Below are 13,771 nucleotides of genomic sequence, written 5' to 3'. Positions count from 1 at the left end.
GCCCTCCCCCAAATGCAGGATGCGACGCGGCAAGCGCTGGATGAGGCTGTCCGCAGTCGGGCCCAATTCAGCCTTGGCCGCGCCGAAATCGGACCCGCCTATCACGGCCTCGTGATTGTCGGAGGGGATAGCACACCATGATGACCAGACTTGCCGCCGCCCTGATTCTCGCCCCGAGCCTGGCCGGCGCGGCAGAGACCGAACTGGCCTCCCGCATCGAGCGCGTCACCGTCTATCCGGACGGCGCGGTGGTGACGCGAATGGGCAAGGCGGAGCTGCTCCAGGGCGCGTCGCAAATCGTCCTGCGCGGACTGCCGGCGACGATCGACCCAGCGTCCATCCGCGTCGAGGGCAAGGGCAATGGCGCTTTCGCCGTCGGCGCCGTCGATGTCCGCCTTACGCCCGGCGAGGCCCGCCCGGTGCTCGATGCGGTGATCGAGGGCAAGCTCAAGGCCTTGCGCGAGGAGAAGGAGGTGCTGGCCGGACGTGCCGCCTCGATCGAGGCCAAGCGCGCCACCATCGAGCGCTTCGCCCAGATCGGCCCCGACAAGCTCGGCCCCGACGGCAAGGCCCTGCCGGTCGCCGACTGGCCGGCGGTGTTCGATGCGATCGGCACCTCGCTGGTCAAGGTCCATGAGGAATTGCGCGGCGTCCGTGCCCGCACCAGTGATGTCGATGCCGAAATCGCCGCGCTGGAGCGCGCCCAGCCGCAGACGCTGCGCACCGGCGCGCCCAAGCGCGACATCGCCATCGCCGTCGAGGCGACGGCGCCCGTCGCCGCCGAATTCGCCGTGACCTATCGTGTCGGCGGCGCCGGCTGGACGCCGCAATACGAGGCCAGGCTGACGACCGGCAGCGGCACCGCCAAGCCCGCGATCGACCTCGTCCGCCGGGCCGAGCTGCGCCAGCGCACCGGCGAGGACTGGAGCGACATCGCGCTCACGCTCTCGACCACGCGCTCCGCCGGCGGCACCCGCGCGCCCGATCTCCCACCGATGCAGGTGATGTTCTTCGAGCCGCCGGCGATCTACGAGTCGCGCCAGCGCTTCGGCGCCGCTCCCGCCGCCCCGGCGCCGATGGCAGCCGCCCGCGCCAAGGCCGAAGCCGACGCCGAGAGCACGCAGAAGGTGGCCCGGTCGGTCGCCGCCGAAATCCAGACCGCGCAGGTCGAGGCGTCAGCCTATCAGGCAAGCTTCCAGGTGCCTGGCCGCGTCTCGATCCCGCAGGACGGCTCCTCCAAGACCGTGGTGCTGAGCCAGAACAAGGTCGAGCCGACGCTGTCTGCCCGCGTCACGCCCGAGCTCGAGGAAACCGCCTATCTCGAGGCCGCCTTCACCCATGAGGAGGTCGCGGCTCTGCTGCCCGGCACGGTCGCGCTGCATCGTGACGGCACCTATATCGGGCGCGGGCGTCTCGGGCTGGTGGCGCCCGGCGACAAGGTCGAGCTCGGCTTCGGCGCCGACGACAAGCTGAAGGTCTCGCGCGCCCCGGTCCGTCGCCGCGAGAACGAGCCGACCTGGCTCGGCCAGACCCGCACCGATTTGCGCGAGTTCCGCACGATCGTGAAGAGCCTGCATGCACAACCGGTCAAGGTGACGGTGACCGAGCGCATTCCCTTCTCGGAGAGCACCGCGATCACGGTCGAGACCATCGCGGCCCAGACCACCCCGCCGACGGAAAAGCAGGTCGGAGACAAGCGCGGCGTCTCGGCCTGGACCTTCGACCTGGCGCCCGGCACGGAGAAGGAGATCAAGGTCTCCTACCGCATCAAATGGCCGGGTGATCGCGAGGTCACCTACGCGCCGCAGCCGGCCTCAGCCTCGTCGCAGCGGACGGGGAATTAAGCGGGTCGTGTTATGACCGGATAGCGCAGGACCGGGCCCGTCATCCCGGGCTTCACCCGGGATCCATCGTAAAGCGCATTGCCCTTCGATGGATTCCGGATCGGCGCCGCTTCGCGGCTTGTCCGGAATGACGACGGTGTTTCCGAGGAAAAAACGCAGACCCTCAGAGCGCCATTTCCAGCTCGCGCCCGCGCCCCAGCCGCGTCATCCAGTCGGTGTATTGCGGCTGGATCTTGAGCTGCTGGCCGTAATGCCGGCGCAACGCCCCGACGAGCCGCCCGCCCCGCCCGAGCTGCGCGTCGGCGAAGCCGATCATCACCGAGTTCGGCCAAGCCTGCGGGCGCACTCCGCGCAGGCGCGCGAACAGCGCGTCCTCGTCGGCATCGGCATCGTTCTGCGCCATCAGCGCCAGCATCGCGGCCGTCGAGCGCGAGATGCCCATATGGCAGTGCACGAGAAGATGGCCCTCGACCCGCTCGCTGACGCCCTCGCGCAGGCTCTCGCCGAACTGCAGGATCTGTTCGACATGCACGGGCTCGGGATGGACCTTCCCCGCCGCCGGGTCGATGATGTCGTGGAAGCGCAGCGTCACGCGGTGGTGCTCGCCATAGGTGCCGAAGGCATCGAGCTCCGGCAGATCGGGATCGAGCAGCGACAGCACATGGCTGACGCGGCGCACGCCATGCGACGGCAGCTCCTCGATGCCGCAGATCGTCAAGGTCGAGATGGCGAGCGATTGCATGGTGGTGACCGGCTGGTTTCAGGATGCAAGCCGCTTACAGCGCGGGGGGCAAACCGTGCAACCGACAGGAATGGAGGGGAGCCGTGCATGACGACACGCGGCTGCCCTCGATCTACAGCAGCGCCTCACCTCAGCCCTCATCCTGAGGAGCGATCGCAGATCGCGTCTCGAAGGATGCTCCAGATGTCTCCGGAACCTCATGGAGCATCCTTCGAGACGCCGCTTCGCGGCTCCTCAGGATGAGGGCTGAGGGTTTGTGATGGCGCCTTAAGCCGCCACCGCCTGCGGCTGCATCCCGAGCTCCTCGGCGACGATATTGACCCAATAGCGCACGCCGTCGGGGATGATCGCGTCGTTGAAGTCGTAGAGCGGCGTGTGCAGCCCCTTGAACGAACCGTCGGCGGCGACGCCGTTGCCGATCCGCATGAAGGCGCCGGGCTTGATCAGCATCATCTCCGCGAAATCCTCGCCGCCGGTGCCGGGCCGCAGCTTGGCATCGACATGAGCAGCGCCAACGGAAGCAGATGCCGCAGCGACCGCGACCTCGACCTGCTCGGCCTTGTTGATCAGCGGGCTGGTGCCGCGATGGTAATGCGCTTCGGCCCTGCAACCCCAGGCCAGCGCCGTCGCAGAGGCGAGCTCGCCGATGCGCCGCTCGATCGTGTCGCGGATCTCGGCGGAGTAAGTCCGCGCCGTGCCGCCGAGCACGAGTTCGGAGGGAATCACGTTCGACGCCTCGGTCGAGCCGCCATGGATGTAGCCGACGCTGATCACCGCCGTGTCGAGCGGCGGCACGTTGCGGCCGACGATGCCCTGCAGGCCGAGCACGAACTGCGCCTGCGCATAGGTGATGTCGGTCGAGAGATGCGGCTGCGAGCCGCCATGGCCGCCGACGCCGCGGAAGGTCACCGACCAGCTATCGGCCGAGGCCAGGAACGGCCCGACCGTGGTGCCGAAATGCGAGACCGGCATGCCCGGTGTGTTGTGCAGCCCGTAGATCGCGTCGCAGGGGAAGCGCTCGAACAAACCGTCCGCCAGCATGGCGTTGGCACCGCCGCGCCCCTCCTCCGCCGGCTGAAAGATCAGGATCGCGGTGCCGCCGAAATCGGGGTTCTCGGCCAGGTAGCGCGCCGCGCCGAGCAGCATGGTGGTGTGGCCGTCATGGCCGCAGGCGTGCATCTTGCCGGGCGTGGTCGAGGCGTAGGGCAGGCCGGTATCCTCGATCAGCGCGAGGCAATCCATGTCGGCACGCAGGCCCACCGCCCGCTGCCCGGGACGGCGCCCGCGGATGACGCCGACGACGCCGGTCCCGCCAACGCCCTCGGTGACCTCGACGCCCCATTCGCGCAGGTTCTTCGCCACCAGCGCCGCCGTGCGATGCTCTTCGAGGCCAAGCTCGGGATGGGCATGGATGTCGCGCCGGATCGCGGTGAACTCGGCATGATGCCGTTCAAGCCAGGCGTCGAGTTCGCTCGTCATCTTTGTTTGTCCCCTTCGCGCCGTCGCGCATCTCTGATTCGGGCCACCGGCCCAGCCCCGCGAGGCAAGCATGAAGCCTGCCAGCGCGGCGTGTTTATGGCGCCCGCATACTGTTCTACACGCTGGCGACGGCGCCATCCATGCGCGCCAAGCTTGACCTTGGCGCGCGGTTGGCTCATGAGGGCTTGCAAGAACCTGCCTCGGAACCCCGGTCTTGCGCCGGGGTTTTTCATGTCCGGCCCTTGCCCGAAACGACACGCGCAAGACACGCAGCACGAGACAAGCGGGAAGACCTGAACCATGGCAAATGTGGTGGTGGTCGGCGCCCAGTGGGGCGACGAGGGCAAGGGCAAGATCGTCGACTGGCTGTCGAGCCAGGCCGATGTGGTGGTGCGCTTCCAGGGCGGCCACAATGCCGGCCATACGCTCGTCATCGACGGCAACGTCTACAAGCTCTCGCTGCTGCCCTCGGGCATCGTGCGCGGCGGCAAGCTCTCGGTCATCGGCAATGGCGTCGTCGTCGATCCCTGGCATCTGGTCGAGGAGATCTCGCGGCTGCGGGCGCAGGGCGTGGCGATCTCGCCCGAGAACCTGCGCCTCGCCGACAATGCCACGCTGATCCTGCCCCTGCACCGCGAGCTCGACCATTTCCGCGAGACCTCCAATGCCGGCCTGAAGATCGGCACGACCAAACGCGGCATCGGCCCGGCCTATGAGGACAAGGTCGGCCGCCGTGCCATCCGCGTCATCGACCTGAAGGACCCGGCGATCCTCGAGGCCAAGATCGAGCGCATGCTGGCCCATCACAATGCGCTGCGCCGCGGCCTCGGCATCGCCGAGGTCGACGGCGGTGAGCTGCTCGGCCAGCTCAAGGAGATCGCCCCCCAGATCCTGCCCTATGCCGACACGGTCTGGGCCCTGCTCGACGCGCAGCGCCGCGCCGGCAAGCGCATCCTGTTCGAGGGCGCGCAAGGCGCGCTGCTCGACGTCGACCACGGCACCTACCCGTTCGTGACCTCGTCGAACATCGTCGCCGGCCAGGCCGCGACCGGCTCCGGCATGGGCCCCTCGGCGGTCGGCTATGTGCTGGGCATCGCCAAAGCCTATACGACCCGCGTCGGCGAAGGCCCCTTCCCGACCGAGCTCTTCGACGAGATCGGCGAATTGATCGGCCAGAAGGGCAAGGAATTCGGCGTCGTCACCGGGCGCAAGCGCCGCTGCGGCTGGTTCGACGCCTGCCTGGTGCGCCAGACCGTGAAAACCTCCGGCATCGACGGCATCGCCCTGACGAAGCTCGACATCCTCGACGGCTTCGCCGAGATCAAGGTCTGCACCGGCTACAAGCTGGACGGCGAGATTCTCGAGCACCTGCCGGCCGGCCAGAGCGATCAGGCCCGCGTCGAGCCGGTCTACGAGACGATCGAAGGCTGGGAGGGCTCGACCGCGGGCGCCCGCTCCTGGGCCGATTTGCCGGCGCAGGCGATCAAATATGTCCGCCGCATCGAGGAGCTGATCGGCGCGACCGTCGCTGTGCTCTCCACCAGCCCCGAGCGCGACGACACCATCCTGGTCCATAATCCGTTCGAAGCCTGACCGGGCATGGTGGATTGTCGACCTTCCAGAGGTGGCCGCGCTTCGAAAGTTGCGGAGCTTTCTCAAAAGTAGGCCCGCTTTGAAACACGCCTGGCCTTTCCAGAGTTGACGCGGGCGCCCAACAACGACAAGTGAGGCCAATGGCCGACTTCTATCCCATCCTGGCGCGAGCGATCGCCGGGCTTCCCGACACATCGCCGGCGGCGCGCCACGCCATCTACGACCGTGCCAGGGCAGCCCTCGTGACCCAGCTTCGCAGTCTCGACCCGCCGCTCGGCGAGGCCGAGATCATGCGCGAGCGGCTGTCGCTCGACGAGGCCGTGGCGCGGATCGAAGCCGATTACGACACCACTCCGCCGCGGCTGGACATCGATACGCTGCCGCCCCCGCCGCAAGCCGAGCCGCAGCCGCCCGCTCCGTCTCCTGCCCCTCTCACAATCCAGCCGCCCAAGCCCGCACAGCGGCCTCAGCCGTCTGCGCAGGCCGAGCCGCTGCCCGACGACGCGCGCTATGACGACCTGCCGGAACCGGCCGAGCCGCAGCAGATGCGCCCGCGCCTCGCCCCGCCACGCGAGAAGCGGGTCAAGCCCGGCCATCTGCGCACAGCCGTCGTCGCGACCGGCGTCGCCATCGCGGTCGCGGCCATCGCGGCGGCCGCCTACTACGTCAACAAGGTCAGGCCAGAGACCGCCTCGCGGCCGCGCGTGGAAACGCCGAGCCAGCCGGCGCAGGCCGACAACGCCGGCAAGATCAGCGGGCGCGTCGGTGAAGCCGGCACGCCCGCTCCCGTGACGCGGCCAGGGACCGGCAGCAGTTCGACCGGCAGCACCTCCACGACGGCCCCCTCGCAGGAGATCGCTGTCGCGCAGCGCGCCATCCTCTACACCGAGGACCCCAACAGCCCGCAGGCGCCGCGCTCCGTCAATGGCCGCGTCTTCTGGCGGCTCGACAGCGAGAGCGTCGGCCAGGGCCGCCCGGTCGAGACGATCGTGCGTGCGACCGTCGAGATCGCCGAGGTCGGGCTCGCGCTCGACTTCACCATCCGCCGCAACACCGATTCGGCCTTCCCTGCCTCCCACATCATCGGCCTGCGCTTCACCTCGACCGGCGATCCGGCGACGGAAGCCGTCCGCGAGGTCGGCGTGCCGCAGTTCAAGACCGATGAGGGCGAGCGCGGCGCGCCGCTCTCGGCGATCAACTCGGCGCTGGGCGAGAACCTCTTCGTCGCCGCGCTCTCGAACGTCCCCATCGAGGTCGAACGCAACATCGACCTGATCCTGAACCGAAGCTGGATCGACGTCCCCGTCCGCTTCGCCTCGGGCAAGCGCGGCATCATCACCTTCGAGAAGGGCGTCTCGGGCAGCCAGACGCTGGCGGATGCGTTCGGGCGCTGGCGCTGACTTAGGCGATCCTCCGGGATCGATGCGGGGGTAGCCCCCAATCACGGCGCCATGCAACGCATCTCTGTTCGCGGATCGACCCTTGCGCCGCAGGGAACCGGTCGGTGCTCGCCGGCTTGGACAATCGCCATGACGTCGAGCATGATCACAAAGGTGCGAGCCATACAGCGACGCTGAAGCGACAGGAGCAGGGTTTGGCCGGTGTCATGCGCGCGCTGCTGTTGTCGTCGATGTGCATGGCCTCGCCCACCGGCATGGCAGCTGCCGCCGTACCGTTGGGATGCTTCGTCAGAACCTACGACGCCGCGCATTTGCGGGACCATCGGGGCCAGCAGGTCCGCCGTCTCTGGATCCGCCTCGAAAACTCCCGCTATGACGCCGACGAGACCGACTTCGGCATGAACCTATGGGTCAGGGGCATGCCACAGACCTGGCGTGCCGGCGGGCGCTGCGAACCGAATGGAAACGGATTGAGATGCCGGCCAGATACGGACGGCGCCTCCGAACTGCTGATCACGATGACGGGTACCAGCCTGCGACTCATCAACCCCGGCAAGCTAAAGATCTTCGATGACGCGACCGGGCCGGATCTGAACGAAAAACTGCTGGACGGACCAGATCACTCCGCTTTCCTGCTCGCACCGGTACAGGACGCCGTCTGCAAGGACACTCGGCCATGAATGCGCGCCCTTATGCGGTGACGACCGTGTTCATACTGGCGTCTCTGGCGGCGTTGCCCGCTCTGGCCCAGGGAGCACCCTCGTCACGCTATACGCGAGTAACCCTTGCACAGCCGCAGTGCAGGCCGGCGCCAGCCCCTGTGGAGGGCTTCTCATGCGCGGGGCCGGCAGGCTGGACACTGAATGTCGGATTTCCGGCCTTTGGCACGACGCTGAATTTCAGCCGCGAAAAGGGCCGCGTCTCGGCGGTCTCGGCGACTGATGGCCGCCAGGTCGCGATCGACGGGCTCGCGGGCAAGACGACCACGATCGAATGGCGCGGCACGACTCATGGCAGCGTCTTCGAGCCCTATGCGGCGATCATCCGCGTGCTGGTGCTCGACGCGCGCCAGAGGCAGGAGATGATCGAGCAGGGATCGCCGCCGCCATCGGCCCGGCGAGCGCAGATCCTGATGGTCACGCGCCTCGGCCGGGAAGGCTCCTGCGTGGTCGCCTATGTCGATGCGCAGGCCAACCCGCAGCCAAACGATCTCGCCAGGGCAGCAGCGGATACGGCCGGCAAGGCAACGACGTGTCCCGTCACGCATGTGGAAATCCGGGGAACGGAAACGCCCGTCCTCACCGGCTACACCCAGTAGGGCCGAAGCCCCTCCAATCCCCCCGACCAAGGCGGAACAGCGGTCGAATGAACGCGCACATAGGAAACGGCACATCGACGCCCTGCGGCACGGCAGGGGCACGGACCTTCCAAATGTCAGGTCAGACGTCGGAACTCGCCTTCCCTCAACTCCTCCGCTCAGCCGCGAACCGCGCCGCCGCGCGCAGCACGTCGGCTTCCGCCCCAAACCCGGTCAGAGCCGCGACCGCCGCCGCGCTCAACCGATCCCGCTCGCGCTTCGCCGCATCCAGCCCGAGCGCCGAGACCAGCGTCGCCTTGCCCTTGCCCTGGTCCTTCGCGGTCGCCTTGCCGAGCTGCTCGGGACTGGCCTCGACGTCGAGGATGTCGTCGGCGACCTGGAAGGCGGCGCCCAGCGCCCGGCCATAAGCTACAAGTGCCGCGCGCTGCTCGGCCGAGGCTCCGCCCAGCACCGCGCCGATCTCGACGCTCACCGCCAGCAACGCGCCAGTCTTCATCGCCTGCAGGCGGCGGATCTCGGCTTCCGCAAGCGTCGCGGCAGCCCCCGCCTCGAAACGCCCCTCCGCCGCAAGGTCGAGCATCTGCCCGCCCGCCATGCCTCCTAAGCCCGAGGCGCGGGCGAGCGCCAGCACCAGCGCGGCGCGGATATCGCCCGCCGGGTGTGTTTCCGGATCGGCCAGGACCTCGAAGGCAAGCGTCAGCAGCGTGTCGCCCGCCAGCATCGCGGTCGCTTCGTCATAGGCCTTGTGCACGGTCGGCCGGCCCCGGCGGATGTCGTCATCGTCCATCGCCGGCAGATCATCATGCACCAGCGAGTAACAATGCACGAGTTCGACCGCCGCGCCGGCCCGCAGCGCCTGCGCGGGCACCACGCCGAAGAGTCGGGCGGTCTCGACCGTCAAGAAGGGCCGCAGCCGCTTGCCGCCGCCGAGCGCGCCATGGCGCATCGCCGCCAGCAGCCGCGCCGGGCGGGCGATCTCGCCCTCGCGCACCGCATCGGCGAGCAGGCCGTCCAGCAGGGCCTCGATCTCGGCGGCGGTCTGCGCCAGCCGGGAGGCGAGGTCATCATCATGGCGGGCATCATCGTCGCGTGACGTGGCGGAACTCATGCGGGGGCCTCGCGTTCGCTCACCGGCGGCTTATCCCCGAAAGAAGACAGGACCGATCGGGCCGGGCTTGCCGGAGCGCGCACAAACCGTCAAGCCAATGGGGAGCACGTCGCGGGGAATGACGGACATGGCGGCAGCGCGCGCGCCCAGGCGCGGCATCCTGATCCGCGCCCTGCGCTGGATCTGGCTGGCGGGCCTTGCCCTGCTCGCGACGCTGATTCTCGCGCTCGCGCTCTATCGGTTCGTGCCCGTACCCTCGACCTTGATGCTCGGGCGCTGGCTGACCTTCCAGTCCGTCGAGCGGCAATGGGTGCCGCTCGCGCAGATTTCGCCCACGCTGGTGCGCGCCGTGATCGCGGCCGAGGACCAGCGCTTCTGCAGCCATGCCGGCGTCGACTGGATCGAGCTCAACACCGTGCTGGAGGATGAGGACGGCCCCTCGCGTGGCGCCTCGACGCTGACGATGCAGACCGCCAAGAACGTCTTCCTCTGGCCCGGCCGCTCCTATGTCCGCAAGGCGCTGGAGATTCCGCTTGCCCTGGCGATCGACGTCGCCTGGCCCAAGCAGCGCGTCATCGAAATCTATCTCAACGTCGCCGAATGGGGCGAAGGGCTCTACGGCGCCGAGGCTGCGGCCCAGCGCTATTTCGGCAAGCCGGCCGCGCGCCTCAACGCCGCAGAGGCGGCGCGGCTCGCCGGCGCGCTGCCCAATCCGATCGCCCGCGATCCGGCGCGGCCGAGCCGGGGCCTGCAATCGGCCGCGGCCCGCGTCCAGCGCCGCGTCGGACAGCTGGGACCGCTCGGCGATTGCGCGCTGCCGTGACTCAGTTGATGGCCCGCGCCGGGCTGCCATCCCTGACCTCGCAACCCCAGCCGTCATATTGCCCCCCGAGCGCCAGCGCCGCCCGATAGAGCGGCAGCGCGACCTCGTTGATCTCGCTGGGCCTGTCGTCGCGGGTGAAATCGAGCCAGAGCGCCCCATCCTCGTCCGTGGATTGGGAGGTAACGGCAAAACCCAGCCGCTCGACATCGACGCGGAAGGACGCAAGCGATGCCGCGTCCGAAAACTTGGCGGCATGATCGATGGGGCGCACCTCGTCGTGATCGTCTCCGGCCCGCTCGAGGCTGGCGAGCACCTCGCGATTGCCGATGCGCTGGAAATCTTCCGGCGACGGGTAAAGCGTGTCGAGATAGACCCGCCACTGCGGATCCGCGCGGACGCTCGTCTGGAATGCGTAGTCCGGGAAGGACCGCATCGCCGCCCCGACGCGGGGCTCGAACGCGTCAGGATCGGTGACGAAGAGATGGAAGTCGCGATAGCCGTCGCCGGTGCGGCGGCCGACATGGACCATCCCTCCGCCGGCCTCCAATTCGGGAATGACCCGGTCTTCCAGCGCCATGAGATCGTCGAACTCCTGCCGCAGCGAGAGCCCATCGGCGGACGGGTAGCGCAGCTTCAGGTGCAGGCAGGCGAAATGGCCGTATTCAGCGAGCGGCACGGTGGAAACGATGCCAATATCCACATAGATCGAGGCAGGCCGCTCGGCCTGCTCGTCGAAATAGAACGTCCAACGATCAGACATCCGCCACCTTGACCATGAGACCGCAACACGCGATGCCGGCATCGTCGCAGGATCGGTCGCGGGCAGGCAAGCCTGCGCGCGTCACCACGACTTTTTCGCGCGACGCTCTAGCCATCGCGCGCCGCAGCGTGTATGGGCAACGCCTCACGAGATTGATCCGTCGTCGTGGCGGTGGCGTGGCCTCAGGGCAGCGCTCCCGAGCGGCGGCACGATGGAGAGTATCATGGCCGTTCCGAAGAGAAAGACGTCGCCGTCGAAGCGTGGCATGCGCCGCTCGGCCGACGCGCTGAAGCAGCCCACCTATATCGAAGACAAGAACTCCGGCGAACTGCGCCGCCCGCACCATGTCGACCTGAAGTCGGGCATGTATCGCGGCCGCCAGGTGCTGAAGGCCAAGTCCGAGGCCTGAGACCTGCGGGTCTTAAGTCTCGGGGCGCTGTTCGCAGCGTTGCAAGCCGGCCGCGAGGCCGGCTTTTTCTTTGCGTGATGCCAAGGCCGTAGTGTTTGCGAGCGTCGCGAAAGCCCTCAGGCGCGCATCAGGCTGCCGATTCGCGCCCGCGTCGCAGCCGCACGGTAGAGCCGCGCCGCCATTTCCGGCGTTTCGCGTTCACGGGTGGCAAAAGGGCCGATCTCGGCCTTGCTGGCGGCAAGCTGCAGCAACAGCATCGCGAAGCCCGCCGCTGCGCGCTCGCCGCTCCCCTCCCGATATCCCGAATCGGTCATGTGCCACTCCGACACGCAATCATTGCGTCGAAGGGCAAAGTTGCAATCCGTCGGCCAACCTTAACGGGGTATTAAGACGACGCATCGCATCGTTTCGGAACATTTCCCTTCCTGTCCGGACAGGGCGGTCCGGCACGATTTCCCGATGCCGGGCAGCCCGTCTCATCGAGGCCAAGCGATGCCCGTGCCGTCGATCTTCAACGCTCGTGACGACAGCCGCGTGGATCCGCGCAACCTGCTCTCCTCGATCGGCGAAGTCGTCTACACTTGGGACATCCAGAGCGATGCCCTGACCTGGGGCCCCAATGCGGCCGACGTGCTGGGGCCGATCCCCGAGGGCGCCATGGCGCGGGGGCTCGGCTTCGCCGGCCTCGTCGAGCCCGGCAGCGGCCGCAGCCGCTATGACGCGGTCTTCTCCGCCGGTGGTCAGGACCAGGGCGAGGGCGTGATCTACCGCACGCGCTACGCCGCCGACCTCGCCGGCCGCAGGATGTGGGTCGAGGATGCCGGCCGCTGGTTTTCCGGCACGGATGGCCGCCCGGCCTGCGCCCGTGGCGTACTCCGGCTGGAGCGTCAGGTGCGCCCCGACGAACTGGTGACGCAGACCGGCGATCTCGGCGACCGCTCCGCCTTGCTGGAGCGCATCGGCTCGGCGCTGGCCGAGCATCTGCCGGCCGACCGGGCCATCGTCGTGCTGGTCGGCGCGATCGACGAACTCGCCCGGCTGAACGACGATTTCGGCCATGAGGCCACCGACGAGATCATCGCCGTCGTGCAGGACCGACTGCGCTCCGTGACGCGCCGGCGCGACCATCTCGTGCGCTATTCCAGCAATCGCTTCGCCATCCTGCTGACCGGCTGCCCGCACAGCCAGGTCGAGGCGGCGGCACGGCGCTTCATCAAGGCGGTGGCGAAGACCGCCATCGAGACCCAGCGCGGCATCGCGCTCGTGCGCCTGCGCGTCGGGGCCGCCGTCGCGCCCGACCTGTCCAACCATGCCGGCACGCTGCTCTCGGCCGCGGAGAACGCACTCGGCGGCGCCAAGGCCGGCGCCTCCGATACCGCCGTGATCGCGCGGCGACAGGAGAGCCGCGAGCCCTCGGACTCGCGCACCGGCTTCGATGTCAGCGCGCTGACCGCCCTGAACGAGCGGCGCGTCGAGCTTGCACTGCAGCCGATCGTCGCGGCGAAATCACGCGAGGTCGCCTTCCACGAGGCCCTGCTGCGGGTCGGCCTCGGCAGCGAGGGCGCCTTTTTCGCCACCGCCGAGCTGATCCCCCTGCTGGAGCGTCGCGGCCTCGTGCGGCTCTTCGACCATCGCGTGCTGGAGCTGGCGGTCGAGCTGCTCGCCGCCGATCCGGCGATGACGCTCTCGATCAATGTCTCGCCGCGCTCGCTGGCCGATCCGGAATGGCTCGACGCCTTCGTCGCCTGCACAGGCAGTGCGCGCGGCATCGCGCAACGGCTTGTCGTCGAGATCACCGAAACCGCGACGATCGAGAACCCGCTTAAGGTCGCCAAGCTGCTCGGCCAGATCAAGGACCGGGGTGCCCGCATCGCCATCGACGATTTCGGCGCGGGCCACACCTCGCTGCGGCATCTGCGCGCCTTCCCGATCGACGTGCTGAAGATCGACGGCACCTTCACCCAGAACCTGCGCCGCTCGACCGACGACCGCTTCTATGTCCGCACCCTGATCGACCTCGCCCGCCATCTCGGCGTCGAGACGGTAGCCGAATGGGTCGATGACGAACTCCAGGCCAGCATGCTCGCCGATTGGGGCGTGACCTATCTGCAGGGACATCTGCTGGGGAAGGCGGAGCTCTACAAGCCGACCGCCCAGGCCGCGATGCGCAAGCAGGCGCAGAGCTGAAGCGCAGCCACGGCCACAGGCCGAGGATCGGAGCGCGCCGTCTTTGGTTGGAAAACACCCGTCATTCCGGACAAGCCGCAAACCAACGCCGCTCCGGAATCCATCGTA

General features: G+C 68.5%; 13 protein-coding genes. 8 read left to right on the top strand and 5 right to left on the bottom strand.

Translation table 11 applies throughout. The features are described from left to right. Window positions 1-137 precede the first annotated feature (137 nt). A complete protein-coding gene (locus AC1DYU_RS20170; protein WP_476793169.1) occupies window positions 138-1,844 on the top strand; it encodes a mucoidy inhibitor MuiA family protein in 1,707 nt (568 codons plus the stop codon). 163 nt (window positions 1,845-2,007) lie between these two features. On the opposite strand, the gene AC1DYU_RS20165 is transcribed toward AC1DYU_RS20170, so the two are convergent. Beyond that, window positions 2,008-2,586: a tyrosine phosphatase family protein gene (locus tag AC1DYU_RS20165; RefSeq protein WP_476793168.1), complete on the bottom strand. Its 579-nt coding sequence runs from the start codon at window positions 2,584-2,586 to the stop codon at window positions 2,008-2,010. Window positions 2,587-2,853: 267 nt separating this feature from the next. Continuing rightward, on the bottom strand, window positions 2,854-4,065 hold the full coding sequence (locus AC1DYU_RS20160; RefSeq protein WP_158485003.1) for an amidohydrolase: 1,212 nt from the start codon (window positions 4,063-4,065) through the stop codon (window positions 2,854-2,856). A gap of 300 nt (window positions 4,066-4,365) precedes the next feature. On the opposite strand from AC1DYU_RS20160, the gene AC1DYU_RS20155 reads away from it, so the two are divergent. The 4 genes from AC1DYU_RS20155 (at window position 4,366) to AC1DYU_RS20140 (ending at window position 8,376) form a co-directional block, all read left to right on the top strand. After that, window positions 4,366-5,658, top strand: a complete 1,293-nt coding sequence (locus tag AC1DYU_RS20155; RefSeq protein ID WP_476793167.1) for an adenylosuccinate synthase — start codon at window positions 4,366-4,368, stop codon at window positions 5,656-5,658. Window positions 5,659-5,798: 140 nt separating this feature from the next. Continuing rightward, a complete protein-coding gene (locus AC1DYU_RS20150; protein WP_476793166.1) occupies window positions 5,799-7,058 on the top strand; it encodes a histidine kinase in 1,260 nt (419 codons plus the stop codon). 104 nt (window positions 7,059-7,162) lie between these two features. Then, on the top strand, window positions 7,163-7,738 hold the full coding sequence (locus AC1DYU_RS20145) for a hypothetical protein (protein ID WP_476793165.1): 576 nt from the start codon (window positions 7,163-7,165) through the stop codon (window positions 7,736-7,738). Beyond that, window positions 7,735-8,376 (top strand): hypothetical protein, encoded by a 642-nt coding sequence (locus tag AC1DYU_RS20140; protein ID WP_476793164.1) that lies wholly within the window; start codon window positions 7,735-7,737, stop codon window positions 8,374-8,376. Before AC1DYU_RS20145 ends, AC1DYU_RS20140 begins: the two co-directional genes overlap by 4 nt. Before the next feature lie 145 nt (window positions 8,377-8,521). On the opposite strand, the gene AC1DYU_RS20135 is transcribed toward AC1DYU_RS20140, so the two are convergent. Continuing rightward, window positions 8,522-9,484 (bottom strand): polyprenyl synthetase family protein, encoded by a 963-nt coding sequence (locus tag AC1DYU_RS20135; protein ID WP_476793163.1) that lies wholly within the window; start codon window positions 9,482-9,484, stop codon window positions 8,522-8,524. A gap of 127 nt (window positions 9,485-9,611) precedes the next feature. Here AC1DYU_RS20135 and mtgA point away from each other — a divergent pair, with 127 nt between their 5' ends. Continuing rightward, the gene (mtgA, locus tag AC1DYU_RS20130) at window positions 9,612-10,307 is read left to right on the top strand and encodes a monofunctional biosynthetic peptidoglycan transglycosylase (protein ID WP_476793162.1); all 696 of its coding nucleotides are present in this window, start codon (window positions 9,612-9,614) and stop codon (window positions 10,305-10,307) included. 1 nt (window position 10,308) lies between these two features. Here mtgA and AC1DYU_RS20125 read toward each other — a convergent pair whose 3' ends face one another. After that, the gene (locus AC1DYU_RS20125) at window positions 10,309-11,067 is read right to left on the bottom strand and encodes a DUF695 domain-containing protein (protein WP_476793161.1); all 759 of its coding nucleotides are present in this window, start codon (window positions 11,065-11,067) and stop codon (window positions 10,309-10,311) included. A gap of 223 nt (window positions 11,068-11,290) precedes the next feature. Here AC1DYU_RS20125 and rpmF point away from each other — a divergent pair, with 223 nt between their 5' ends. Then, window positions 11,291-11,476, top strand: a complete 186-nt coding sequence (rpmF, locus tag AC1DYU_RS20120; protein ID WP_056710300.1) for a 50S ribosomal protein L32 — start codon at window positions 11,291-11,293, stop codon at window positions 11,474-11,476. A gap of 116 nt (window positions 11,477-11,592) precedes the next feature. On the opposite strand, the gene AC1DYU_RS20115 is transcribed toward rpmF, so the two are convergent. Then, a complete protein-coding gene (locus AC1DYU_RS20115; RefSeq protein WP_158484996.1) occupies window positions 11,593-11,790 on the bottom strand; it encodes a hypothetical protein in 198 nt (65 codons plus the stop codon). 178 nt (window positions 11,791-11,968) lie between these two features. Here AC1DYU_RS20115 and AC1DYU_RS20110 point away from each other — a divergent pair, with 178 nt between their 5' ends. Next, a complete protein-coding gene (locus tag AC1DYU_RS20110; RefSeq protein WP_476793160.1) occupies window positions 11,969-13,663 on the top strand; it encodes an EAL domain-containing protein in 1,695 nt (564 codons plus the stop codon). Window positions 13,664-13,771 lie beyond the last annotated feature (108 nt).

The organism is Allobosea sp. P2_B12 (assembly GCF_056404835.1).
Note: the sequence above shows the minus strand (reverse complement) of the source record. Positions and strands in the feature narration are given on the sequence as shown.

What these genes read in the sequence shown, in the direction of transcription:
- AC1DYU_RS20165 (WP_476793168.1), bottom strand. Translation starts at nt 2,586, where the DNA reads ATGCAATCGCTCGCCATCTCGACCTTGACGATCTGCGGCATCGAGGAG.
- mtgA (WP_476793162.1), top strand. Translation starts at nt 9,612, where the DNA reads ATGGCGGCAGCGCGCGCGCCCAGGCGCGGCATCCTGATCCGCGCCCTG.
- AC1DYU_RS20125 (WP_476793161.1), bottom strand. Translation starts at nt 11,067, where the DNA reads ATGTCTGATCGTTGGACGTTCTATTTCGACGAGCAGGCCGAGCGGCCT.
- AC1DYU_RS20115 (WP_158484996.1), bottom strand. Translation starts at nt 11,790, where the DNA reads ATGACCGATTCGGGATATCGGGAGGGGAGCGGCGAGCGCGCAGCGGCG.
- AC1DYU_RS20135 (WP_476793163.1), bottom strand. Translation starts at nt 9,484, where the DNA reads ATGAGTTCCGCCACGTCACGCGACGATGATGCCCGCCATGATGATGAC.
- AC1DYU_RS20160 (WP_158485003.1), bottom strand. Translation starts at nt 4,065, where the DNA reads ATGACGAGCGAACTCGACGCCTGGCTTGAACGGCATCATGCCGAGTTC.
- AC1DYU_RS20155 (WP_476793167.1), top strand. Translation starts at nt 4,366, where the DNA reads ATGGCAAATGTGGTGGTGGTCGGCGCCCAGTGGGGCGACGAGGGCAAG.
- AC1DYU_RS20110 (WP_476793160.1), top strand. Translation starts at nt 11,969, where the DNA reads ATGCCCGTGCCGTCGATCTTCAACGCTCGTGACGACAGCCGCGTGGAT.
- AC1DYU_RS20150 (WP_476793166.1), top strand. Translation starts at nt 5,799, where the DNA reads ATGGCCGACTTCTATCCCATCCTGGCGCGAGCGATCGCCGGGCTTCCC.
- AC1DYU_RS20170 (WP_476793169.1), top strand. Translation starts at nt 138, where the DNA reads ATGATGACCAGACTTGCCGCCGCCCTGATTCTCGCCCCGAGCCTGGCC.
- AC1DYU_RS20140 (WP_476793164.1), top strand. Translation starts at nt 7,735, where the DNA reads ATGAATGCGCGCCCTTATGCGGTGACGACCGTGTTCATACTGGCGTCT.
- rpmF (WP_056710300.1), top strand. Translation starts at nt 11,291, where the DNA reads ATGGCCGTTCCGAAGAGAAAGACGTCGCCGTCGAAGCGTGGCATGCGC.